The following is a 23,861-nucleotide window of genomic DNA, read 5'->3' as shown; positions in this document are numbered from 1 at the left end:
GAGATAGCGGCATAACGCCTTGTACAATATTGCTCTTTAGCTGTGACGAATGTATTGACCGGGCGTGACGCCCATGGCTTTTTTAAAGTGTCGATGCAGATGACTTTGATCATGGAAACCGCATTCTTGTGCCACGTCTGAAATTTTTTGTCCCATTTTTAGTAGCTTCTTCGCCATACGTAAACGTTGCTGAATTTGATAGGCATGAGGCGGAAAGCCAAATTGCTTTTGAAATTCTCTCAGCAAATGAAAAGGGCTTAATCCTGACAGTTTCGCGAGTTCTTCTAGTGAGACGTCCGTTTGTGGAAAGTCTTCCAAAAATTCTCTGACGAGCTGCACTTGTCGCTGAGCTCTGGTTGATTCTTTCAGTGGTGCCCGATGAGTGCTGTGTTTACTGGCTAGCTTGATCAACGTGCCGTAAACCAAAGTTTCTCTCAATAAACGGTTGTCTGATTTTTCTAGTGTTTCAAATACCAATCGTAACTGACTAGCCAGCTCAGGATCGTAAACCACAGGTTGAGGAAAATAGGGCAGAGCTACATTTGGTGAACCAAGCTCTTGTCCTAAAGTTTGAAACTGCTGAGGTACGGGGTACATTGCTTTGTATTCCCAACCGCCTTCTGAGGCCGAATGCCCGTTGTGTACTTCATCTGCATTTACAAGGATGATGCTGTCCTGTGGCGCGATATGATTTCCGCCTGTTCGAAAGAACTGCTGTGCTCCCTTCTCGATGACGCCAATAGTGTAACCCTCGTGACTATGGCGTGAGAAATTCTGCTTCTCGTACTTTGCATCGAGAAGTTCTAAACCACCGAGCTCTTGAGCTATCTTGAAGGTAGCGATTTCCTTATTCTTTTCTTTCATCTTTATCCGGTCTGCTCAAGAAAGTCATCTTAGAAGTGTAACGGATCCATCGTGCTTATTTTTGTACAAAATTGCTATTCGATTTTTATAAATAGGCGAATTGATTGTTATTTTGCAATCTAGCGAACTATGATTTTTATTTTCTGAATCATCTTGGTGATTTTGGGCTGGCTGTTGTTATTTTGTTGGTATAACATTCGCCGCTTTGTTATAGAAAAAGCGGTTCCATCATGATTGATTTATCTGTACTTCCTGTTTATCTCACCGCAGTAGTGGCTTTGTTGCTGTTACCAGGGCCCGATATGTTGCTTATCGCGAGTTCTAGTATGAGTTACGGTAAGAAGGTCGGTCTGTTTGCTAGCTTAGGCAATGCGACGTCTGGTGTTATTCTTACTTTGCTTGCTGCAATGGGAGTATCTACCCTGATTGCAATGAGCCCAATCGCCCTTAAAGTCCTTCATCTCTTAGGTGGCGCTTACTTGTTAAAAATGGGTTGGGACTGCTTACGAGCTGAGGCATCAGCGGCTCCAGAACTTGATAATCAAAACAAAATGGCATCGACTTATTATCAACGAGCCTTGATGAGTAATTTGCTTAACCCTAAAGCGTTGGTATTTTTTGTGATGTTTTTGCCGCAGTTTGTCTCAAGCAATATCACAGCGTCTTCTGGTGAGCAAATGCTGGCACTAGGGTTATTGTTGAACGTCCTTGGCTTGTCATTCAATTTATTACTTGTTGGGCTGGCAGGCACATTGGGTAAGGGGCTGCTCGAGAACGAAAAATTCCGCACGTATCAACATAAACTAATGGGTTTAGTGTTCGTTATTCTCGCGTTGTGGATGCTGAGCAGTTTCGCCTTGTAAAGTTATCATATTCCACCAGAAAGCCAGCAATTGCTGGCTTTTTGTTTTAGGATATTGATGTTTCCTAAGGAGAGGATGTATGAAGCTTGAATTTTGTTTAAATCCAGATCAAACAGACCTTGATTCTGTTCGTGAAGGTATTCGATCTTATAACCGATTGCATTTGCCTGAAGGGGAAGTGCATGCTGTGGGGTGTTTTGCTAAAGATGAGAATGGCAAGATCATGGGTGGTCTGACTGGCGAAATGTTTAAAAACACGGTGTTTGTTGAGTTTTTGTGGGTAGATGCTGAAAGTCGGACATCTGGTATCGGTAGCCAGTTAATGTCAATGTTAGAAGAAAAAGTAAAGCCTCACGGGGTTACCCATGTTTATTTGGATACCTACAGCTTCCAAGCTCTCGAATTCTATCTCAAATTGGGTTTTGAAAAAGTAGGGCAGTACTCAGGCTATCCTGCAGAGGGCATCCACAAGTACTTTCTACAAAAGGAAATTGTAAGCTAGGGAAAAGCACTGGTTAGCTTGACTTGTTCTAGTCAAAATCAAAAAAAGAGGCGCGAATTTGCGCCTCTTATCGTATCAGATGTCTCTGCTTCTCTTTGACTTACAAACTTGTCTGATGCGCGTCGATAAGTTCGTTCATCTTCGCCTCTGCCGCTTGCTGTGCTTGTGCATAGCTCATATCCGCAGGGAAGAGGTTGATGACTTCGTAGTAACATTTTAGTTTTGGCTCAGTACCCGAAGGGCGAACAATCACGCGAGATTGATCTTCTAGGTGATAAATCAATACGTCACTTGCTGGTAAGTCAATGGATTCTTCTGAGCCGTCATCAAACATGCGAACCGATGTTTTTAGATCTTCAGTTACTGCGACTTTTTTACCAGCAATCTCTGTTGGTGGGTTTGCACGGAGCTTGTCACCGATTGGTGGAGAGTTCGGGTCGAGAGCGATACTGCGCTGCGCGTTAAAGTAGAAACCGTGCTCGCGGTACAGTTCTTCCAGTTTATCCCATAGTGTTTTGCCTTGAGCTTTAAGTTTACCTGTTAGCTGAGCAAATGCGACGATTGCAGATAAACCATCTTTATCCCACACTTTGTTACCCACGGTATAACCGAGCGCTTCTTCATAAGCAAACAAGAATGGATTGGCTTCTGTCTCTTGCTCCATTGCAACGTTAGTGAGCCATTTGAAGCCTGTTAACGTTTGGTAGTATTGGGCGCCATGCGCTTTGGCAATGCTACTCAGCATTCTCGACGATACGATGGTGTTGCCAACCAGAGCGTTAGGTTGCTGTTCTAGCAAGTAATCGCCAAACAGTGAACCCACTTGGTCGCCGGTTAACATTTGGTATTCGCCATCTGGGCGTTTGACCGCCACTGCAAAACGGTCGGCATCTGGATCGTTGGCACAAGCGATATCAGCATCTACGGACTTACCTAATGCCATCACCATATCCATTGCACCGGCTTCTTCAGGGTTTGGGAAGTTGACGGTTGGGAAGCTGCCATCAGGTTCGCGCTGTTCCTTAACACTTGCCACTTTTTTGAAGCCAGCGTCTGCGAGGAGCGTTTCCGCCATATTCGCCCCAACGCCATGCATCGCAGTGTAAGCGATAGAAATATCGGTGTTGTTGTCAGGAGTAAGCAGCGCGTTTTCGTTTATCGTTTTACGGTAAGTTTGGTAGTAGTCGTCTTCCAACCAAACTAACAAACCGTGCTGTTTTGCATCATCGAGAGACATTAAAGGTAATGGCTTCGTTGTTGCGTCATCAATTTTCGCTGCGATTCCAGAGTCGTGTGGAGGAATGATTTGTGCGCCATTCTCCCAATATACTTTAAAGCCATTGTACTCTGGTGGATTGTGGCTAGCGGTAACAACAACAGCGGCTGCAGCATTCAATGTACGGACACCAAATGCAACAATTGGGGTTGCTGCAACGTCATACGTTAGGTAAACCTTGATGCCAAGGGCAGTCAGTACGGAAGCGGTATCATGCGCGAATTGTTTCGAATCAGGACGACCGTCGTAGCCAATAACGACACCACGACTTGCGGCATCTTTGACTTGCTCTAGCAAATAGTTTCCTAGGCCAGTGGCTGTCTCTTGGATCACCAAACGGTTCATTCGGTTTGGACCTGCGCCCACTTTGCCGCGTAACCCTGCTGTACCAAAGGCAAGGCGCGATCCAAAGCGATCAGTAAGCTCTTGTTCATTATTTGTATCGACGAGGTGTTGTAGCTCTTCGCGAGTCTTAGGATCAGGGTCTCGTTCTAGCCATTGAGTAATTAGTGCTGTCATATCAATCATTCCTTAGTAGGGGGCGCCTACTTTCTTGGACACTTCGTTTTGTAAGTATCTCAATGTTTTCTTTTAAATTAATGTAAATGGTTCTCAATTACATTTCAAAGAGGGCAATCGATAAACCGAATTAATTTTTTTATCCGAACAAAATTTAATCATATTTAATTTCTTGAAGAACCTTGGAACTATAACTAGCCTTTTAACATAAATATAACAAACCGTGTCGAAATCGTAGTTTTTGTGATTTTTCGTAAAGTTGTTCGATATTTGCATCGGGACGCAAGGAAGCTCGCGCAAGCGTAGCGGCTGAGCAGAGGAGAGATCTTTTGAAAAGATTAACGACTACTCTAGCCTTATCACTGAATGTGATTTTAATCACATTCTCCTCTTTCAGTTGGTCAAAGGAAAGTGACTACAACATGACCAAAGGGGTCACAGCGATAAGTGGGCAAGTGTATGAATTACATATGCTGATTTTCTATATCTGCTGCGTAATTGCTTTGATTGTATTTGGTGTCATGTTCTATTCCATCTTTCGTCATCGCAAGTCAAAAGGAGCAGTTGCCGCACATTTCCACGAAAGTACAAAAGTGGAAATTATCTGGACAGTCATACCTATCATCATTCTTGTCGCCATGGCGATTCCCGCAACGAAAACTTTAGTCGCAATGGAAGACACAAGCCAATCAGATATCACGGTCAAGATCACAGGCTCGCAATGGAAATGGCATTACAGCTATTTTGGTGAAGATGTTGAGTTCTTCAGTTTGCTTGCCACCAGCCAAAAGCAAATTGATGGTATCGAGACAAAAGGCGCGCATTATCTATTGGAAGTAGACAACCCTTTGGTGTTGCCTGTGAATCGCAAAGTGCGTTTTTTGATGACTTCTGATGATGTCATTCACTCATGGTGGGTGCCAGATTTTGCTGTCAAGAAAGACACCATCCCTGGTTTTATTAATGAAGCATGGACAAGAATTGATGAGCCAGGCGTATATCGCGGTCAATGTGCGGAGCTATGTGGTCGTGCTCACGGGTTCATGCCGGTGGTGGTGCATGCGATGGAAGAAGAAAAGTTTGATGAATGGCTAGCGAGTAAGAAGGAAGAAATCGCACTTCAAAAAGCGGCGGCACAAGAGGCGCTCTCTCAAGACTTATCCATGGATGAGTTGATGTCGCAGGGCGAATCTATATACACGGCGCGTTGTGCTGTGTGCCATCAGGCTAATGGTGAGGGGATTCCGGGTGCATTTCCCGCGATTAAGGGCAGCCCTATCGCAACAGGCCCAATTTCAGAGCACATTGATGTGATTGTGAATGGCCGTCCGGGCACTGCAATGCAGTCTTTTTCGAACCAGTTAAGTGACAAAGAAATTGCTGCGGTCATCACATACCAGCGAAACGCATGGGGCAACGACACTGGTGATAGGGTGCAAGCATCCGATGTGAATGCCTTTAAGGCACAAGGCAGTGCTAAGGAGGAAATATGAGTAAGCCAATAGAAAAGGCAGTGAAGTCTGCTCCAGCGGAAGCCAGTGCAAACAGTACCATTGCGATTGATGATGGCCATGATCATCATGCTCCCCAAGGTATTGCTCGTTGGCTGTATTCCACAAACCATAAAGATATTGGCACCCTGTACCTTTGGTTTAGTTTTGCGATGTTTTTGACTGGTGGGGCGATGGCGATGGTCATTCGTGCCGAACTATTCCAGCCTGGACTACAGCTGGTTGATCCACAGTTTTTTAATCAAATGACCACGGTACATGGTTTGGTGATGGTGTTTGGTGCTGTGATGCCAGCATTTACGGGCCTTGCTAACTGGATGATTCCAATGATGATCGGTGCTCCAGATATGGCGCTACCTCGCATGAACAACTTGAGCTTTTGGATTCTACCTTTTGCATTTCTTATTTTATTGAGCTCGTTGTTTTTACCTGGCGGCGGCCCCGATTTTGGCTGGACGTTCTATGCTCCGTTGTCCACGACTTATGGCCCAGATAGCACCGCGCTGTTTGTATTCTCTGTTCACATCATGGGTATCAGCTCCATCATGGGCGCGATCAACGTTATCGTGACGATCGTAAATATGCGAGCTCCGGGAATGACTTGGTTCAAGTTACCAATGTTTGTTTGGACTTGGTTAATCACCGCTTTCTTATTGATCGCGGTTATGCCGGTATTAGCGGGTGCGGTGACGATGGTTCTTACTGACAAATATTTCGGGACTAGCTTCTTTGATGCAGCTGGTGGCGGCGACCCGGTGATGTTCCAACACATCTTTTGGTTCTTTGGTCACCCAGAAGTGTACATCATGATTTTACCGTCGTTTGGCATCATTTCTGCCATCCTTCCTGCTTTCAGTGGCAAGAAGCTGTTTGGTTATCATTCGATGGTTTACGCGACGTGCAGCATTGCGTTGCTGTCTTTTCTTGTGTGGGCGCATCACATGTTTACAACGGGGATGCCAGTTTTTGCAGAGCTTTTCTTTATGTATTGCACCATGCTGATTGCGGTACCAACAGGGGTGAAAGTCTTTAACTGGGTCGCCACCATGTGGCGTGGGGCTCTGACATTTGAAACGCCAATGTTGTTTGCAATTGCCTTTATTGTGCTCTTTACGATTGGCGGTTTCTCAGGGTTGATGCTGGCGATTGTGCCGGCGGATTTCCAATATCATGACACTTACTTCGTGGTTGCGCATTTCCACTATGTGTTGGTATCTGGTGCTGTATTCTCGATTATGGCGGCTGCGTACTATTGGCTACCTAAGTGGACAGGCAATATGTACGATCACAAGCTGAGTTTGTGGCATTTCTGGTGCTCGATTATTTCAGTTAATGTTTTGTTTTTCCCGATGCACTTTCTAGGTTTAGCAGGTATGCCAAGACGTATCCCGGATTACGCTATTCAGTTTGCTGATGTCAATCAAATCGTCTCCATTGGTGGATTTGCGTTTGGGTTGTCACAATTGATCTTTTTATGGGTGGTGATTAAGTGTATTCGTGGCGGTGAAAAGGCTGCTGCAAAACCGTGGGAACGTGCGGAGGGCTTAGAATGGACGGTGCCAAGCCCGGCGCCCCATCATACGTTTACTACGCCGCCTAAAGTCGATTAGAAACGAACGGGGTGAGTGAGATGAAACCGAATCCATCAAACAAAAAGCTCACTGTGAAGTTGCTTTTAGCGACCCTTTTGATGTTTGGGTTTGGCTACGCACTTGTCCCATTGTATGACGTAATGTGCGACGCACTGGGTATCAATGGAAAAACAAGTGAAGTGGCCGCCATTCAACCAACTGGTATGCAACCGGACATGAGTCGAACCATTCGCGTGGAGTTTATGGCGCATGTAAGCCCCGATATGCCTTGGGAGTTTAAACCCAAAGTGATTTCGATGGACGTTCATCCCGGTGAAGTCGTACAAACCGAATACCTTGCATTTAATGAAAGCGGGCAGAAGTTGGTAGGGCAAGCCGTTCCCTCTGTTTCTCCCGGGAATGGTGCCGCTTATTTCAATAAGATTGAGTGCTTTTGTTTTAACCAACAGCCTTTGGATGGCAAACAACAAGCTCAAATGCCGTTGATTTTTTATATCGAACCGGACTTACCGGAGTCGATACACACGTTAACGCTGTCATACACACTCTATAAACTTCCCCCTCCTACAGGTTCTTAGCCACTCAAGGAGAGAGATACAGACCAAGGCTGGTCAGTAAGGAGAGAAATTATGAGTAACAAGCCAGGAACATATTATGTTCCCGCTCAAAGTAGCTGGCCGATCATCGGTGCATTTGCTCTATTTTTAGTTGCCGTTGGTGCAGGAATGACCGTTCAGGGGACACAAAGTGAAGGGGCAGTGGGAACCATTGGTAGCATTGTGCTAGCGGTAGGTTTTCTGTTCTTGCTTTACATGTTGGCGGGCTGGTTTAGTAATGTGATTACTGAGTCACTGAGTGGAAAGTACAGCTCGCAAATTACTCGTTCTTTTCGCCAAGGGATGAGCTGGTTCATCTTCTCTGAAGTGATGTTTTTTGGTGCCTTTTTTGGTGCGTTATTTTACGCCAGGATGATTTCTGTGCCTTGGTTAGGTGGGGCAGATAACAACTTCATGACCAACGAGGTTTTGTGGCCAACCTTCGAAGCTATGTGGCCACTCACACTGACTCCGGGTGGAGAAACAACACAAGCTATGCCGTGGCAGGGTATTCCCCTTACTAATACTATTTTGCTGCTATTGTCGTCGATTACGCTACATATGGCGCACATAAGCCTTGAAAAAGACAAAAGAACGGCACTGATTGTTTGGTTGGAAATCACCATCGTGCTTGCGGGCTTTTTCCTATATTACCAAGCGGTCGAATATGCTCATGCTTATCAAGAAATGGGGCTCACGTTGCAATCTGGTATCTACGGAAACACCTTTTTTATGTTGACGGGTTTTCACGGTTTGCACGTTTGTCTTGGGACGATTTTCTTAATCGTATTATTGCTCCGAATCGCTAAAGATCATTTTTCGTCTAAGAACCATTTTGCCTTCCAAGCAGGTAGTTGGTATTGGCACTTTGTGGATGTGGTTTGGTTATGTCTGTTTGTGTTTGTGTACGTGCTGTAGGTGCATTGGGCGTTTAGTAAGGACGGGGATTCGGAGCCAGCCAGCCTGAACTGAGCGCAATAAGTAGAAGGATAACAACTAAAGCGGAGAACATGACTCGACGGCCTAAGTAATGACTCATAGGTTTGTCTCTTTTTTCGGGATTATCTGGGTCTTCACGAACCATTTCGATAAGCGCTTTTGCGAGGTTGAAGATAATGAAAAGCAGCAAAAGGACAAGCGTCAGTTTGAATAGAAATACGGTGGACATAGCACCTCCGGTTTCGTCGTTGTTGTTATCGAGACAATTATGGCTATCGAAACGGTTTTGGGTTGCAGTTGGTTTAACTGTGGTTGTGTTTTCTCTTTTGGTCAAACTGGGTTTTTGGCAGCTTGAAAGAGGGCAAGAGAAACAGGCTTTGGAACAAGCCATTCTTGCGCGAACGGATAGTGCGTACCAAGCGTTAGGCGAAGTTCTTGAAGAAAACGATTGGAGAGAAGGCAGCATTCTCGGGAAAAAAGTGGAAGCTAATGTTGTTCCTCAGGCGTTTCCCGTGATTTTACTGGATAACCAAACGCATCAGGGCAATGTGGGCTATTTAGCATTTCAGATTGTCTCTATGAGTGATGAATCAGGAACCTATGCATTATTAGAGCTTGGTTTTGTGGAGGGAATAGCCGATCGTTCAATATTGCCAACCGTCACAACACTCGAAGTGTCGACCTTTATCTCGGGACGTCTGTACCGAAAATCTGCTAACCCGTTGAGCTCTGAATTAATGCCAGAAGTTGGCGATGCCATTCGTGTGCAGAACCTGAATATCGTGCAGCTGAATCAGCTACTTAATATTGAACTTATGCCCGCAGTCTTGCAGCCAGACAATCTAAAAAATTGGCCTTACGACTTTCCTTGGAACCCATTGTCGCTCAACAGCGCCAAGCATTTCGGTTATTCGATTCAGTGGTTTTCGATGGCGGGCGTTTTCTTATTGTTGACCTTAATTGTTTTTGTTCGTTGGCAAAGAAAATTGCGTCATATGGAGGTGAAGCATGACATCTAAAGTAACCAAAGGGCGGATAATGTTGATTGCGTTGGTGTGTACGTTTGCGCTTCCTGCCGTCATCGCTAAGGTCATTCTCATCCAAGGGTGGTATCAAAGCGGTGTGACCAATAGAGGTGTGTTAGTTGAACCATACACAACGTTAGAGCTACTTGGTCAAGAGTCCCCACTCAAGGATCACAGGTGGCAACTCGCTTATGTTTTACCTAATGAGTGCACAGAACAATGCAGGCAGCAGCTTTACTTGCTTCAGCAAAGCCATGTCGCTTTAGGAAAATATCAAGAGCGTGTGGTGCCGGTGCTTTGGCAGACAGAGTTGTCCGGTACCGTAGATATATCGATGACGACAATGCAAATGAATCAATCGGTTACCGCCAAAGTGAAACCCGGACAAATGTTAATCGTTGATCCTCTGGGGCAATTGGTGATGTCTTACTCGCTAAAACCGAATGAAGATTTAGTCTCGTTCAACAAAGGTATGTTGGCGGATTTACGCAAGCTCTTAAAATTGTCACGAGTTGGTTAGAAAGGGGCGTATATGAAGTTAATTCAGTTGGTTAAATTCAGTTTGCTCCTAACTTTCGTGGTGATCATGTTAGGCGCGTATACTCGCCTTTCTGATGCAGGGTTAGGTTGCCCTGATTGGCCCGGCTGCTATGGGCACCTTGGTGTGCCTCATCAAGAAGAAGACGTAATACGTGCCAATCTTAATTTCCCTGAACGGGCTGTCGAGCATGAGAAAGCATGGCTTGAAATGATTCATCGCTATTTTGCGGGAACGCTGGGTCTGGTCATTTTTGCTATGACAGTGATATCAATGAGGTCTGAGCGTGTGAATCCTACTATTCCGATGCTGCTCAGTGTACTGGTGGTCGGGCAAGCACTTTTGGGGATGTGGACCGTGACGCTCAAATTAATGCCAGTTATCGTAATGCTTCATCTGCTTGGTGGCTTTACTTTACTGGTTCTGCAGGCGATTTTTTACTGTCAGTTAAAAGCGCAAAATAATCTCTATTTCTCTCCATCTTCCAGCTCGCTGCGAGGCTTCTCATTATTGGTTTTTCTGGTTGTTTTTATGCAGGTGCTGCTAGGAGGGTGGACTTCGTCAAACTATGCCGCGCTCATGTGCACCTCATTGCCGATTTGTGAGGGAGATTGGATGAGTCATCTCTCATGGAAAGAGGCGTTTTCTTTCTGGCAAACCGGATTCGAGAATTACGAGTTTGGTGTATTAGAGTATCCCGCAAGAATGACCATACATGTTACGCATCGCCTCGGTGCGATTGTCACCGCCACTGTCGTATTGGCTTATAGCATTATGCTCATGAGGCAAGATTCCCATCATTCACAGCGCATTGGAGGATGGTTACTACTCACTTTAGCGTGTCAAATTATGTTGGGCGTGAGCAACGTTGTATTCCAACTTCCTATTTATGTCGCCGTGGCACATAACTTGGGTGCCGCCATTATGTTGAGTCTTGTTTGTGTGAGTCAGTTTTATTTGTGGCAGGGCAAAAAAGCTTGGAGTTACACCGCGAAAGGAGTTCGCTATGAGTAAAGAAATCGCACTGTCGTTAAATGATCGAAAGCGACTAAGTTCCGTTTATTTGAAGTTAACGAAGCCTAAAGTAGTCACATTAATGCTGGTGACGGCCGTTGTCGGGATGAGTTTAGCGCCTGTTACTGAGTTTCCTTGGTTGCAGGCGGCGGTTGGCCTAGCAGGCATTGGTTTGATGGCAGGCTCCGCGGCAGCGTTTAATCACCTGATTGACCGCCGCATTGATGCGAGAATGGCTCGCACACACAAACGTCCGTTGCCATCGGGTGAAGCTAAGCCGTTATCGGTGATAACCTTTGCGACGGCGTTAGGCGTCATAGGATTTGTACTTCTATATGCGATGGTCAACCCACTGACGGCATGGCTGACTTTGATGAGTTTACTCGGCTATGCGATGGTGTACACCATGTACCTCAAACGCGCTACTCCGCAAAATATCGTAATTGCAGGTATTGCGGGTGCGATGCCGCCTCTTCTCGGTTGGACTGCCGTAACAGGGCAGTTGCATGCGAATGCTTGGCTGCTTGTGATGATCATTTTTATCTGGACGCCACCACACTTTTGGGCACTCGCAATTCATCGCGTAGAGGACTATCGTAAGGTGGATATTCCAATGTTGCCAGTGACACATGGTATCGAGTACACCAAAACTTCCATTCTGTTGTATACAGTATTGTTGACGTTGGTTTGTGTGCTGCCGGTGTTGGTTGGAATGGTCGGCGTAGTTTATCTTTTTGCCTCGTTACTACTTAACGCTGGCTTTATGTACCACGCATGGAAGCTAAAATACGCGCCAGAGCCCAATACCGCGATGGAGACGTTTAAATTTTCTATCTATCACCTTTTTGCGTTGTTCATTGCATTGCTTTCGGATCACTATATTGGCTTGTAGCCTCTCTTTAAACAGAAAACGCCGCGTGGTTCGCGGCGTTTTTGGTTTTGATAGTTGGGCTTTAATGCAAAGTTTCTAGAGATTATTGAATCTCTAACAATTCAACATCAAAGATCAAAACACTTGCTGGTGGAATTGGGCCTGAGCCACTTTTGCCATAACCGAGCGTGCTTGGTACGAAAAGGCGGATTTTTTCACCTTCGACCATGTATTGTAGGCCTTCTTGCCAGCCTTTAATGACTTGGTTAAGACCAAACGAAATTGGCTCACCGCGATTAACGGAGCTATCAAACACAGTGCCATCAATCAACGTGCCGTGGTAGTGCACTTTGACTTTGCTTGTCGCGGTTGGGTGAACCTCACCTTCGCCTTTTTCAAGAACAATATATTGAAGACCACTTTCTGTTGTAATGACGCCTTCTTTCTTCGCATTCTCGAGCAAGAATGCTTGGCCTTTCGCAAAGTTTTCATCCGCTACTTTATGGTTTGTCCAAGTACGGTAAATGAAAAAGCCCGCCAGAATGAAAATAATGAGAGGGAACAAAAATTTAGACACGTAAGCTCCTTGTCTATTTAGGTTGTTTTAGCAAATAGTTAATGGTTTCTGCCATGGCTTCGACGCTGTCATGACCACCAGTAATGACTTGGTATTTTCCATTAACGATAAAGGCTGGAACGGAGTTAATTTGGCCGCGAGTCGTGATCGCTTCTGCCTTAGTGATGTACTCAAACAGCGTTTTTTGCTGTGCTTCATCTAAATGGTAAGGGCTGATAAGGTTGCGAGACTCAAAGGCTTTCTCTACGGCGATTTGACGTTCCTCAGCAGTTGCATCAGGACCCATTTGTACGGCAGCAAAAAGATCCGCCATAAATGCTTTGTCAGGTGTCGACTCTAGTTGCATGACTGCAGTGTAGAAGATGATGGCGCTTACTTGTGCACTTTCATTGAAAGTTACATGCATTTTTTCAACGCTTTGCTCGGTCAATGATTCAATTTGAGGGACAAACTCTTCCATTGAGCGACAGTGGCCGCAAGTTAGGGCAAAAGCTTCTGTCAATGGCGCCAAATCATATTCTTGAAGAGATACAGGCAAAACTTCGTATTGTTTGCCTTGCTGAGGCTGAGTGTTGCCGCTATCGCATGCCGACAAGGCCATCATGGCGGCAATCACAGCAAAGCCTTTCGATATGGTTTTTAACATAATAATGCTCTAAGTAAGAAATTTGCGTTAGTTTATCGGTTAACGATAGTGACTAAAACCATTAAATAACAATAAAGTGAGACGATTGGTAACAGACTTTTCCTGATGTGTAGGCTGCAGGGAGGTATTTTGGCATCGCTTTTTATTTGAGAGATACTTGATATTGATTCCAGTGGCATGAACGCTGCATATACAAACCAATCGGTGGATAAAAGCGCTAAAGATTCGGCGTGTTTTGTCGACACAATGGACAAGAGTTTTTCTACGTTGGTAATGGTATGAAGCAGTGGTTTTTAATTGTTTGCGGCATTCTGACTGGGTGCAGTAGCCTTGATCAAGACATGGTTCCTGGCGGGAACATTTTAGATACAGCTCCTAAAACAAACACCGAGCTGAGACATCCTGAGTGGGGCTATCCGAGTGCCTCCAGTGTGGCTTCTTCACCTCGCACGTATCAGACTGAGAGGGCATCAGTAAAAAAGTCGCAAAATGTGACCTCTCTGGAAATGTTTCTGAACAGGCACAATATTCCTCATGAGACACTCAGTGGCGGTCACTTAATGATACGTTTGAAAGAGCAAGTGCATTTTCAAACTGGCTCTGCTCAGTTATCAGCGCAATCTCAAGACTGGATTCGAAACATTGGTCACTATCTAGCAGGAAGAACGGATGTGGATGTCGTGATCGATGGCCATGCCGATAGCACGGGAGCTGCCAGCTTTAATGACACGTTGTCAGAAAAGCGAGCTCGTGAAGTGGAAAAGCAACTACTGGCGACGAGTATTCCTCGTCAACGCGTGTTTTCTAGAGGTTTTGGCGAGTATGTGCCGCAGTGCAGTAATTCGACAGCCAATGGCAAAGCTTGTAATCGACGCGTAGAGCTAACGCTGATCGTTGATGAGTAAGGCGATGGTTGGTCGATAAACTACGTCGTGTTGTTTTCACTGAGCCCTTATGTGTTTACTGGCGTTTCCGTCTGGGAATGAGCAAGAAGAGTGAACCCAAAGGCTAGGCATAGCAACGAGCAGCTAGACTGAATAGAAAAGAGGCACCTGTATGGTGCCTCTTTTACATCCGCCAATGTTCATAGGGGGAACTTAGGCAAATTCTTTTTCAACGTAAGCGACGATGTCAGATGACTCGTATAGCCACTGTGTTTCGCCATCTTTTTCGATACGCAGGCAAGGGACTTTAATTCGTCCACCACCTTGCTCTAGTTCAGTTCGATGAGTCGGGTTATTTTTTGCATCACGTAGCTCAATGTTCACTGACTGACGCTTCATTGCACGGCGGACTTTTACGCAAAAAGGGCAAGCTTCAAATTGGTAAAGTGCGTATTGCTTTGCTTTTTCATCAATACGTTGTTGTTCTTCTGCACTGCGTTTAATACCACGAGGTGAGAACACGGCGTTCAGCAATAAGATAACCTTGCCTAAAATCCAACGGATAAACTTCATAATGATCCCTTGATGTTCATTGGGTAATTGTCCTTTAAAAATGCAATCATGATGCTTGTTGCATTGAGCGTGAAGTCTATCAGTTGTTTGAAATGGATAAAACCATGTATTTTATGCGGAAAATAAGCGTTTTAACTTGCCCCAAAAGCCGCTAGTCGAAGCTGGACTGGCTTCTCTACCTAGATAAAAGCTTTGCATCAGTTCGGTTCTGAATGCATCAACATCCATGCGTTTTACAACAAGCTCGTGTTGCAATGTATTCTGAGTTTGCTCGGCATGATCGTGCGCCAAGCTAAAGTCCATATTCAAATAGCCTTGAGTATAAAGCCAAAGGTGGGTTATCAAGATAAGGTCTTCTGCGGACTGGTTAGTGAACTTATCCGCGTGCTCATCACCCAAGGAGTCAGTCAGCACTTGCTGCATTTGCTGGGCAGAATGCGCGTGTTGCTCATAGTTAGCGCTGGCTTCAATATGCGACTTAGTCAAAAGACCAAGCAGGTGAAGAGTAGGCGCCGTGGCGGGTTTGTTCTCACAAACTTTTGTAAACAGTTGTGACTGTTCTTTTAACCAACGTCGCTTTGCCGCTTTATGTTCTTTAACGAAGGGAATTTCTTTGAATCCCATCTCTTGACTCAGTTCACTAAGAGACGTCATGGCTTTTTAGTTCCTTCACCGTTACTTCGACGTGTTGATCGTTGATATCAACAAAAATAGAGCTGCCGGTAATCATAACAGAAAGGCTAGTGCCTCGGTCAAGGTGCTGACAAATCAAGTCGATAGCGTCGTAGTCAAAGCTTTCTACATTGACGGGAAGCATTGAGAACTTTCCTGACATTTTATCCCACCATACCGTCGCTTTAGTGTTATAAGTGTAAACTTTCACATGCTTTGCTAGGCGAGAGGCTTTCTTGATTCTTTCTGGTTCTGGTTCGCCAATTTCAATCCAGTGAGTAATGCTTTGATCATCGCCAACATGCCATAAATCAGGCTCTTCAATTGTAGAAAGCCCTTTCGTAAACTCTAAATTACTTTGAGCGTTTAAGCAGTAAGCTAAAACACGAGCCAGCATTCGTTGAGGTTTTTCTGAAGGGTGAAGGGCGATAGTTAGATTTTTAGAATCGTAATAGTCGTTATTCATATCGGAAATGGCGATACGAAATTTATAAATAGTCGGTTTAAGAGCCATGGATTTATATCGTTTTTGTTGGCAAAAATAAGTTATAGACAAAAAAATAGCCAGCTTTAAAAGCTGGCTATCGTATCAAATTCTTTAAGAATTAAAGTACTTTGATTTGCTCTGCTTGAGGGCCTTTTTGACCTTGAGAGATAACAAATTCTACTTTCTGGCCTTCAACTAGAGTACGGAAGCCGTCACCAGTGATTGCAGAGAAGTGAGCAAATACGTCAGGACCGTTTTCTTGTTGAATGAAACCGAAGCCTTTAGTTTCGTTGAACCACTTAACTGTGCCAGTAGCTGTGTTAGACATGTCTATTTCCTAAATATCTAAATAATGTAATCTTTCGCCTCAACGGCGCTTATAGCGTGGAAAAATAAATTGCTATTGCGTACCACAGGACGACGGGTTACAAGTAATCCAACGAAATGTGAAAACAAAGAACTTTCTTTCTAGCCGTGTTTGAGTCTAGGTTAATTCCACGAAGAGTCAACATATATTAGTGCTTTATGGACAAATATTTGTATTTAGTCACTATTTAACCAGCATGTTTTTGATTAAATTTCAAATAAATGACGGTGATGTGAAGTTTTTCAGCATAAAATTCAACTAAATCTATAAATTTGACTTATTTATATAATTATTGTCCAATCTGGTTCGACCATTAAGGAGGATTTATGGCAAAACCTAAAACCAGTCCTCAGCCGAATGAGTTACAACACGAGACCGATTTCGGCAGAGGTGAAATCAAGGACAATGCGTTAAAAGCGGTTGTCACCAGTCAATTGTTCAGAACACGAGTCGTAAAAGCGAAAAAAGGTAAAGGCAGCTTCAGTCGGAAAATGAAGCATAGAGGCAAAGAGCCCTATTCAAAGTTCTCCCCGATGTGGATTTTGAATAGGGCTTTTTTATTGATGCTGATTTTTATTAAACTATTCAAATTCAATTGCTTAGTGTTAGTTAAACACTCTTATCTCACCTTGTGCTGGCTAGCTTTCTTCTTAAAACTAGACGCTGAAAAGTACCAAATAAGTACTAAAACCTACTAAGTTAGATTCATATCAATAGGAGCCACTTCCTGTCCGACACCGCTCTGCTATATCTTTAGATCAGACAAAACAGCCGAGATTATGGTTTAAAAGACTGGTGAGAAGTAGGTATGTCATCGACGAGTTATGGTACTTATGGTTGCAAGTGTACAAAAGCGTGTGCTTCTTTGTTACTACTATGGCTGTCTATTTGCCCGATGACGTATGCGCACAAGTCAGAGTCTCATTCTTTAATTGTTGCTAACTCCAAAGCTTGGAAGCCATTCTCTTACCTTAGCCCAGACGGTGAACCCAAAGGCATTTTGATCGACTTCTGGAAAGCGTATGCGGCGTACAACCAAATTGATGTTCAGTTTCTGCTTCTTGATTGGGAGGCTTCTTTACAGGCCGTAAAAGAGGGGCGTGCTGACTTTCACGCGGGATTGGTTTACTCATCGGAAAGAGCCGATTACTTGGATTTTGGCGCAGTTATCATGCCCATTCAAACTAAATTATATGTCAGTCAAGACGTGCTTTCGATTGATGTCAAAAGTGTTTTAGCTGGTGAAATGACGTTGCCAATTGGTGTCGTTAAAGGAAGTTACGAGTCTGAGTTTATTAAGACGAATTATCCTAATGCGCCTATTGCAGAGTACATTAATAACGACACGATGATACAGGCCGCTGTCGATAAGAAGGTGCTGTATTTCGTCGCGGACCTTCAAGTAGCTAACTTTTATATGGCAACTATGCCGGGAGCAGGCATGTTTGTTCCTGTAATAAATTTATATAGTAAAGACCTTCGGATTGCAGCAGGGTCGCATAGTTCTGCTTCCATTTTGGATGTCTCTCGAGCGTTTGAAAAAGTTATCGATACAGATCGAGAAAGGATCCTCAATCGCTGGAGTGTGGTGAAAACGGTCTATCCTCTTTATCTCCTACCTATTGCGATTTTCATTATGGCGGTCGCGACGCTGTATCATATCTTCGCACTCAAACGCATGGTTGCGCTGCGCACAAGACAATTGACGATTGCCAACCAGCAATTGCTGGAGATGACGTTAACGGATTCCCTAACAAAACTCTACAACCGTAGACACTTGATTGAACAATTGGCGCTCTTGAATCACTTGCAGCGAAGCTTGACGGTAATGGTATTTGATATTGATGATTTTAAATCAATTAATGACCAATACGGTCATCTTGTCGGAGATAGAGCGATAGTGGCCGTGGCTGAAACAGCAAAATCAATGACTGATGAACGTATGACATTGGCGAGAATTGGCGGAGAAGAGTTCGCACTCGTGACGGCATCGCTCTCTGAGCGAGAAGCGCGCAACTTTGCTCAAATGCTCTGCAAAGCCGTGTACGAACAACCTATTATCCTTGGTGGGCAAGCGATTCATTTGAGCATTAGCTTAGGCTGCGCATACTACCCTGAATTTACTCACATCGTGAATTTACAAGACGCTGATCAACTGATGTATCAAGGTAAGTCTGAAGGTAAAAATCGCGCTGTGTTTCAAGTTATAACAGACAGCCAGGTTCAACCTGAGCTTCGTCAAGTCCCTTAGCGTTTTTGAGTCACCAATCGCTATTTCTAAATCCTCACTTGCTATACTCAATTGAATTTAAAATTATTATACCCGTTTCGTTTCGTTTCGATTCAAATTCTAGGTCGTGTCGGTACAAAGGGAAGGTATGTATAAAACGTTTTGTGTTCTCGCTTGTGTACTTCTCTCTTCTTTTTCTTACGCTGAGAGCGCTTTCGATATAGTCCAAAAGTCTGATCAAGCGATGCGCGGAAAATCCAGTTATAGCGAAGCCACCATGAAAATTGTTCGCCCTGACTGGTCACGCTCAATGACCATGAAGAGTTGGACGAAAGGTACGGAATTATCTTTGGTCTTGGTGACTGCTCCGGCGAAAGATAAAGGTAGCGCCTCGTTAAAACGTCATAGAGAAATGTGGAATTGGGTGCCGAGTATCGAGCGAGTGATTAAAATTGCGCCATCCATGCTCAGTCAGTCTTGGATGGGATCAGACTTCACGAATGATGATTTAATTAACCAATCTTCTATTGTTGTCGATTATCAACATCAACTGCTTCAAAGTGAAACCTTTGATGGTGACAAAGTTTGGGTAATTGATGCACTTGCCAAGCCTGACGCCCCAGTGGTTTGGAGCAAAGTCAGATTGTGGATCTCTCAAACGAGCTTTTTACAGCGCAAAGTCGAGTTTTACGATGAATTTGATGAACTGGTAAATATTTTGACGACTTATGATGTGAAAACGTTGGGTGGGCGAGACGTTGCGACTCGCATGGAGATGCAGCCGATAGATAAACCAGGAAATAAAACGGTTTTGATTACGCACGAAGCGCAATTTGATTTTGATATCGATGATGACTTTTTCTCCCAGCAGCAAATGAAGGCTCTGCGAGATTAGGGTGGATTTTGGTTTAGATAAGAGGTGAGAATCGGATGCTCATCAAGCTCGCATGGCGAAATCTATGGCGGCAAAAACGGCGGACATTGTTAACCGCTTCTGCGTTAGCTCTTGTTCTGTTTCTCTCCTTACTGACTCGAGCGTTCCAAGAAGGAAGTTACTCCTCAAATATTAAAAACGCTGCGAAGTTCTATACGGGATTAATTCAGCTACAACATCCCGATTTTGGGGACTCCTCTAGCATTGATGATGTCCTTCCTCAAACGCCTGCGTTCATTGCATCTGCCAAAAATAATCCTGATATCGACATCGTTCTGCCGAGAATTGAGTCATTTGCGCTTGCCGCCAAAGACGAACGATCCAAAGGCGTGATGGTGCTCGGCGTTGAGCCTGACGCTGAAGATAGCTACTCCAGCATTAGTGACAAAATCGTACAAGGGCGCTTTATTGCATCTGGACAAAACTCGGTGCTTGTTGGTGAGGGCTTGGCAAACTACCTTAATTTGAAGGTTGGTGATGAACTGGTGTTGTATGGTTCGGGTTATCGTGGTCAAACGGCGGCTGGACTGTATCAGGTGTCCGGTATTTTGCACTTTCCTTTGCAGCAGTTAGATTCTCAGTTGGTCTACATGCCTCTTGATACCGCACAAGCGCTGTATTCGCTTGATAACCAAGTCACCGCATGGGTCCTTAACACTCAAAGTTTACGCGTGTTGCCTGACATTGTTAAACAACTAAAGCGCCACTACGGGAATGGCGTCGCAGTAAAAAGCTGGCAGGAGCTGTCGCCAGAACTTTCTCAACAGATCGCCTTGGACAAAGCGGGTGGGATCTTTTTGATCTATATCTTGTACGGCATTGTTGGTTTTGGCCTGTTTGCCACGATTTTGATGATGACGTTAGAGCGCCAGCGTGAATTTGCGGTGATGCTCGCGACGGGTATGTTGCGCAGCAAGCTTATGGGGCTCGTCGCCATTGAATCGATGTTTATCTCCGTTATTGGTCTTGTGCTCGGTGTCTTGATCAGCGCGCCTGTGCTTGCGTATTTCTATATCAATCCGATTGAGATTACTGGCGATGCTGCACAAGTGATGCTGGAGAGTGGCTTTGAACCAATCGTACCTGTTTCGCTAGACCCTTATTTGTTAATGGATCAAATTCTTGTCGTTCTCGTTATTTTATCGTTATGTCTGATGTATCCGATGGCTAGACTTCTTCGCTTGCCCATTGCTAGTGGGCTAAAAGGAGGCGCGCATGTTGATTAAATTGGCGTGGCGTAATTTATGGCGGAACAAGCTCAGAACTTCCATTATGCTGGGAGCGATGGTGTTCGGCTTAATGGGCGTTGTTGCCATGATTGGATTCATGAACGGTTTGGTCGACAGCATGATCAAAAACGCGATTGCGTGGCAAACCAGTCATCTACAAGTGCATCAGAAATCCTACCTTAATAATCCTGACCTTAGTGACACAATAACGAATTATCAAACGATAACGGCCGCTTTGGCTGCACATCAAGATGTTAAAGCGGTATCGGCGCGATTTCTTGCTGATGGCATGATTGCTTCTGCGCGTAGTACGAGAGGCGTTCGGATCAATGGCATCAATATTGAACAAGAGCAAAGTATCACACCGCTTACAAGCCATGTGATAGACGGAGAATGGTTAAACGAAGTGGGAAGAAACCCCATTCTTGTTTCGCAAAAAACCGCAAATCGGTTGAAGCTGCGTGTTGGATCGAAAGTGGTTTTAACATTATCTGACATCAAGGGTGATGTATCTGGCGCAGCTTTTCGCGTTCGAGGTATTTTTAAAACGCCATCCACCACGTTTGATGACGGTAATGTCTACGTCCGTAAAGTCGATCTCGAAACAATCGCAGGCTTGTCGGGTGCGCATGAAATTGGCGTTTTGTTGAACTCCAACGAGACTAAACAGCTAGAAAGTGCAGAGGCATTTACGTTATCAATATTGCCACAAGCCAACCGTGAACAATTGATCGTGAGAAAATGGCAAGAAATACAGCCTTTACTCGCAACAATGATGAGCTCAATGGATATCTCTAACCAAATTATGTTGGTCGTTTTCGTACTTGCCATGACTCTGGGAATCATCAACATCATGCTGATGTCAGTTTTTGAAAGAACGAGAGAGTTTGGGGTGTTAATGGCGGTTGGCATGCAGCAGCATAAAATTCGCACACTGATTATTTTGGAAACGCTATTCCTTGGTTTGAGTGGTTGCGCGCTAGGGTTATTAGGAAGCGCAGTCATGTTGAAAATACTGAGTATTACTGGCCTATCGCTTGGCGCACTTGCTGATGGGTTAGGTGCTTATGGCGTCGATACCTTGCTTTATCCAAGAGTGTCGTTTTATGAATATCAATTGATTATTGTGGCTATTTTTGTCGCGAGCTTATTTGCGGCTTTGTATCCAGCAAGGCAAATTCTCAAGCATCGACCTGCGGATGCCATGGCGGAGAAAACGTAATGACGATTAAATTGGAAGGCTTATCCAAGACGTACAACCCAAAGAGTGACTTCCCGGTACATGCGGTTCAGAGCGTAGATTTGGAGATCAAGCAAGGTGAGTTTGTCGCTATTATGGGACCTTCTGGTTCAGGGAAAACGACGCTACTAAACATGTTGGGCGGGATCGATTCGCCTACATCAGGACGCGTGGAAATTGATGGATGCTTAATCTCTGATATGTCAGAAAAAGAGTTGATCGCTTATCGGCGCGATAACATTGGCTTTATCTTCCAAGATTATAGCCTGCTCCCCGTACTGACAGCTCTTGAAAACGTCGAGTTTGTTATGCAATTGCAAGGGAAAACAGAAAGGGAATGTCGTGAACGCGCCAGCGCGCTACTGCAACAGGTTGGATTATCACAGCAGATGCATAAACGTCCGAGTAAAATGTCTGGAGGCCAACAACAGAGAGTTGCGGTTGCAAGAGCATTGGCACCAAAACCAAGGTTTGTAATGGCAGATGAGCCTACCGCCAACTTAGACGCAAAAAGTACAGCCGAGCTGCTTGATATAATGGAACAACTCAGCGAAAAAGAAGGCACGACATTTATCTTTTCTACCCATGATCCTAGAGTTATTAAGCGCGCGCATCGAATCATAGTATTTGAGGACGGGCGTTTGGCACGAGATTTTGCCAACATTGATAACACCATAGAGAAGAGCCATGCGTGGTAGAGTAGAAGGCGTAAGCTTACTATCCAAGTTATTGCGGCTTTTTTTTGCGTTAAGTCCTGTGGTAATTTGCATTAAAACTAATGCCAGCATACCGGGTTTGGAGCCTGAAAAAGCATGGGATATCAATGGCTATGTGAAATACATGGCGACCTATAGTATGCCTGACGAGCAGGGTAATACCCTTGACCATCTACTCCATAACCGGATTAACGTTGAATATCGCTTTTCTCCTGAATGGCGAATAAATCTTGGTATCAGGAATAGAGCATTGTGGGGTGATGCGCTTGAGATTCCTCAATATGCGGAACTCGTGGCGCTTGATAATGGGTATTTTGATCTAAGCAAAAACTGGCGAGAAGATAATGTAATCCTCAATACCCAACTGGATCGACTCTACGTCTCTTGGAGTAACCAAGATTGGAGTGCAAGGTTAGGGCGGTTCCGGGTCAATTGGTCAATGAACACCATTTGGAACCCAAACGACATCTACAACGCCTATTCTATTTACGACTTTGATTACGAAGAGCGGGCGGGCACCGACGCTGTCATGGTGAGTAAAAAACTTGGGTTCGCCGATGGGTTAGATCTCGTTTTCTCTCCGTCAAAGCAGTCTAAAGAAAACAGCACGTCACTACGATATTTCTCCAACGTTTCTGGTTGGGACTATCAAATCATTGCGGGTCGATCTCGGCAAGACTATGTTCTTGGAGCAGGGTTCGCGACTGATATCTATCAAGCCGGGTTTCGAGGCGAGTTAAGCTGGTTTGATCCTATTGATACAAAGCATCAAGGTCAGCCTACTGAGGATACGACAGTCGCTAGTTTGGAATCAGACTACAGTTTTGGTGGTGTGCGTAACTGGATGGTGAGAGGTGCTTGGTTGTTTATTTCTGAACCAAAGCCAGCGAGCAGCGCATTATCTTACCTAAACCTCCCTCTCTCTGCGAAAACCTTGAGCTTCACGGAGCATACTGTTTATGCCGATGCTAGCTTCGACTTAACGGCGCTCAACCGCGTCACCTTATCGGCTAGTTACTATGATGATGGCTCTTACTTTGCTGGATTATCCAGCAGCTATTCACTCAGTGATAATTGGCAACTGCTAACTGTAGTTCAACATTTTAACGGTACGGACGGCAGCTTATTTGGAGAAACACCTGCAACTTTGGTGTTTGCTAATATCCGGTATAGTTACTAGAGACGCCTTTCATTTA

General features: G+C 44.7%; 26 protein-coding genes and 1 pseudogene. 18 read left to right on the top strand and 9 right to left on the bottom strand.

What is annotated here, in order from left to right; genetic code table 11:
- Positions 1-36 precede the first annotated feature (36 nt).
- Positions 37-864 carry an AraC family transcriptional regulator gene (locus tag R2S67_RS00265; protein WP_317341687.1) on the bottom strand — a complete coding sequence of 276 codons (828 nt, stop codon included), beginning with the start codon at positions 862-864 and terminating at the stop codon, positions 37-39.
- Positions 865-1,094: 230 nt separating this feature from the next.
- On the opposite strand from R2S67_RS00265, the gene R2S67_RS00260 reads away from it, so the two are divergent.
- Both R2S67_RS00260 and R2S67_RS00255 read left to right on the top strand, forming a co-directional pair.
- A complete protein-coding gene (locus R2S67_RS00260; RefSeq protein WP_005391182.1) occupies positions 1,095-1,727 on the top strand; it encodes a LysE family translocator in 633 nt (210 codons plus the stop codon).
- A gap of 79 nt (positions 1,728-1,806) precedes the next feature.
- Positions 1,807-2,229 carry a GNAT family N-acetyltransferase gene (locus tag R2S67_RS00255; protein ID WP_053809566.1) on the top strand — a complete coding sequence of 141 codons (423 nt, stop codon included), beginning with the start codon at positions 1,807-1,809 and terminating at the stop codon, positions 2,227-2,229.
- Positions 2,230-2,329: 100 nt separating this feature from the next.
- On the opposite strand, the gene R2S67_RS00250 is transcribed toward R2S67_RS00255, so the two are convergent.
- Positions 2,330-4,024: a phospho-sugar mutase gene (locus tag R2S67_RS00250; RefSeq protein WP_317341684.1), complete on the bottom strand. Its 1,695-nt coding sequence runs from the start codon at positions 4,022-4,024 to the stop codon at positions 2,330-2,332.
- Positions 4,025-4,353: 329 nt separating this feature from the next.
- Here R2S67_RS00250 and coxB point away from each other — a divergent pair, with 329 nt between their 5' ends.
- Genes coxB through R2S67_RS00230 form a run of 4 tightly spaced genes read left to right on the top strand, consistent with a single transcriptional unit; the run spans position 4,354 to position 8,641 of the window.
- The gene (gene coxB / locus R2S67_RS00245) at positions 4,354-5,517 is read left to right on the top strand and encodes a cytochrome c oxidase subunit II (RefSeq protein ID WP_006742066.1); all 1,164 of its coding nucleotides are present in this window, start codon (positions 4,354-4,356) and stop codon (positions 5,515-5,517) included.
- The gene (gene ctaD / locus R2S67_RS00240) at positions 5,514-7,145 is read left to right on the top strand and encodes a cytochrome c oxidase subunit I (protein WP_005391175.1); all 1,632 of its coding nucleotides are present in this window, start codon (positions 5,514-5,516) and stop codon (positions 7,143-7,145) included. The genes coxB and ctaD overlap by 4 nt, the downstream gene beginning before the upstream one ends.
- Positions 7,146-7,165: 20 nt before the next feature.
- Positions 7,166-7,705, top strand: coding sequence for a cytochrome c oxidase assembly protein (locus tag R2S67_RS00235; protein WP_005391173.1), 540 nt, complete (start codon positions 7,166-7,168; stop codon positions 7,703-7,705).
- Positions 7,706-7,756: 51 nt separating this feature from the next.
- Positions 7,757-8,641 (top strand): cytochrome c oxidase subunit 3, encoded by an 885-nt coding sequence (locus R2S67_RS00230; RefSeq protein ID WP_005391171.1) that lies wholly within the window; start codon positions 7,757-7,759, stop codon positions 8,639-8,641.
- A 13-nt stretch (positions 8,642-8,654) separates the two neighbouring features.
- Here the strand turns inward: R2S67_RS00230 and R2S67_RS00225 are convergent, their stop codons facing one another.
- Positions 8,655-8,891 carry a DUF2909 family protein gene (locus tag R2S67_RS00225; protein ID WP_005391169.1) on the bottom strand — a complete coding sequence of 79 codons (237 nt, stop codon included), beginning with the start codon at positions 8,889-8,891 and terminating at the stop codon, positions 8,655-8,657.
- On the opposite strand from R2S67_RS00225, the gene R2S67_RS00220 reads away from it, so the two are divergent.
- The 4 genes from R2S67_RS00220 to cyoE are packed head-to-tail and all read left to right on the top strand — an operon-like array spanning position 8,884 to position 12,131.
- Positions 8,884-9,681: an SURF1 family protein gene (locus tag R2S67_RS00220; protein ID WP_411056876.1), complete on the top strand. Its 798-nt coding sequence runs from the start codon at positions 8,884-8,886 to the stop codon at positions 9,679-9,681. The genes R2S67_RS00225 and R2S67_RS00220 overlap by 8 nt on opposite strands.
- Entirely contained in the window at positions 9,671-10,207 is a 537-nt protein-coding gene (locus R2S67_RS00215) for a cytochrome oxidase biogenesis cluster protein (RefSeq protein ID WP_317341682.1), read from the top strand. The genes R2S67_RS00220 and R2S67_RS00215 overlap by 11 nt, the downstream gene beginning before the upstream one ends.
- A 12-nt stretch (positions 10,208-10,219) precedes the next feature.
- Positions 10,220-11,239 carry a COX15/CtaA family protein gene (locus tag R2S67_RS00210; RefSeq protein ID WP_046873705.1) on the top strand — a complete coding sequence of 340 codons (1,020 nt, stop codon included), beginning with the start codon at positions 10,220-10,222 and terminating at the stop codon, positions 11,237-11,239.
- Positions 11,232-12,131, top strand: coding sequence for a heme o synthase (gene cyoE, locus R2S67_RS00205; protein WP_046873704.1), 900 nt, complete (start codon positions 11,232-11,234; stop codon positions 12,129-12,131). Before R2S67_RS00210 ends, cyoE begins: the two co-directional genes overlap by 8 nt.
- 82 nt (positions 12,132-12,213) lie before the next feature.
- On the opposite strand, the gene R2S67_RS00200 is transcribed toward cyoE, so the two are convergent.
- Both R2S67_RS00200 and R2S67_RS00195 read right to left on the bottom strand, forming a co-directional pair.
- Positions 12,214-12,687, bottom strand: a complete 474-nt coding sequence (locus R2S67_RS00200) for an FKBP-type peptidyl-prolyl cis-trans isomerase (protein WP_005391162.1) — start codon at positions 12,685-12,687, stop codon at positions 12,214-12,216.
- Positions 12,688-12,700: 13 nt separating this feature from the next.
- On the bottom strand, positions 12,701-13,333 hold the full coding sequence (locus R2S67_RS00195; RefSeq protein WP_139060015.1) for a thiol:disulfide interchange protein DsbA/DsbL: 633 nt from the start codon (positions 13,331-13,333) through the stop codon (positions 12,701-12,703).
- Positions 13,334-13,611: 278 nt separating this feature from the next.
- On the opposite strand from R2S67_RS00195, the gene R2S67_RS00190 reads away from it, so the two are divergent.
- A complete protein-coding gene (locus tag R2S67_RS00190) occupies positions 13,612-14,238 on the top strand; it encodes an OmpA family protein (RefSeq protein WP_041853166.1) in 627 nt (208 codons plus the stop codon).
- A gap of 192 nt (positions 14,239-14,430) precedes the next feature.
- Here R2S67_RS00190 and R2S67_RS00185 read toward each other — a convergent pair whose 3' ends face one another.
- The 4 genes from R2S67_RS00185 to R2S67_RS00170 all read right to left on the bottom strand — a co-directional run bounded on the left by R2S67_RS00185 (position 14,431) and on the right by R2S67_RS00170 (position 16,277).
- A complete protein-coding gene (locus R2S67_RS00185) occupies positions 14,431-14,790 on the bottom strand; it encodes a glutaredoxin family protein (protein ID WP_005391159.1) in 360 nt (119 codons plus the stop codon).
- Between the two features lie 111 nt (positions 14,791-14,901).
- The gene (locus tag R2S67_RS00180) at positions 14,902-15,444 is read right to left on the bottom strand and encodes a hypothetical protein (protein WP_046873701.1); all 543 of its coding nucleotides are present in this window, start codon (positions 15,442-15,444) and stop codon (positions 14,902-14,904) included.
- Positions 15,431-15,976 (bottom strand): YaeQ family protein, encoded by a 546-nt coding sequence (locus tag R2S67_RS00175; protein WP_005391156.1) that lies wholly within the window; start codon positions 15,974-15,976, stop codon positions 15,431-15,433. The genes R2S67_RS00180 and R2S67_RS00175 overlap by 14 nt, the downstream gene beginning before the upstream one ends.
- A gap of 91 nt (positions 15,977-16,067) precedes the next feature.
- Positions 16,068-16,277: a cold-shock protein gene (locus tag R2S67_RS00170; protein ID WP_005375625.1), complete on the bottom strand. Its 210-nt coding sequence runs from the start codon at positions 16,275-16,277 to the stop codon at positions 16,068-16,070.
- A gap of 365 nt (positions 16,278-16,642) precedes the next feature.
- Here R2S67_RS00170 and R2S67_RS00165 point away from each other — a divergent pair.
- From R2S67_RS00165 to R2S67_RS00135, 7 genes and pseudogenes are all read left to right on the top strand, one after another.
- A pseudogene (locus R2S67_RS00165) lies at positions 16,643-16,879 on the top strand (alternative ribosome-rescue factor A); the annotation flags it as partial.
- Between the two features lie 245 nt (positions 16,880-17,124).
- Entirely contained in the window at positions 17,125-18,567 is a 1,443-nt protein-coding gene (locus tag R2S67_RS00160; RefSeq protein WP_317341671.1) for a sensor domain-containing diguanylate cyclase, read from the top strand.
- Positions 18,568-18,694: 127 nt separating this feature from the next.
- Positions 18,695-19,441: an outer membrane lipoprotein-sorting protein gene (locus R2S67_RS00155; protein WP_317341670.1), complete on the top strand. Its 747-nt coding sequence runs from the start codon at positions 18,695-18,697 to the stop codon at positions 19,439-19,441.
- A 35-nt stretch (positions 19,442-19,476) separates the two neighbouring features.
- Positions 19,477-20,706 (top strand): ABC transporter permease, encoded by a 1,230-nt coding sequence (locus R2S67_RS00150; RefSeq protein WP_317341669.1) that lies wholly within the window; start codon positions 19,477-19,479, stop codon positions 20,704-20,706.
- Positions 20,696-21,931, top strand: a complete 1,236-nt coding sequence (locus R2S67_RS00145; RefSeq protein WP_317341668.1) for an ABC transporter permease — start codon at positions 20,696-20,698, stop codon at positions 21,929-21,931. The genes R2S67_RS00150 and R2S67_RS00145 overlap by 11 nt, the downstream gene beginning before the upstream one ends.
- Positions 21,931-22,647 (top strand): ABC transporter ATP-binding protein, encoded by a 717-nt coding sequence (locus R2S67_RS00140; RefSeq protein WP_005391145.1) that lies wholly within the window; start codon positions 21,931-21,933, stop codon positions 22,645-22,647. Before R2S67_RS00145 ends, R2S67_RS00140 begins: the two co-directional genes overlap by 1 nt.
- On the top strand, positions 22,637-23,845 hold the full coding sequence (locus R2S67_RS00135) for a hypothetical protein (RefSeq protein WP_317341667.1): 1,209 nt from the start codon (positions 22,637-22,639) through the stop codon (positions 23,843-23,845). The genes R2S67_RS00140 and R2S67_RS00135 overlap by 11 nt, the downstream gene beginning before the upstream one ends.
- Positions 23,846-23,861: the final 16 nt, after the last annotated feature.

The organism is Vibrio sp. T13N, from assembly GCF_032970445.1.
Classification (GTDB): domain Bacteria; phylum Pseudomonadota; class Gammaproteobacteria; order Enterobacterales; family Vibrionaceae; genus Vibrio; species Vibrio diabolicus.
The sequence above is the reverse complement of the archived record's forward strand: the minus strand, read 5'-3'. Positions and strand labels throughout refer to the sequence as shown.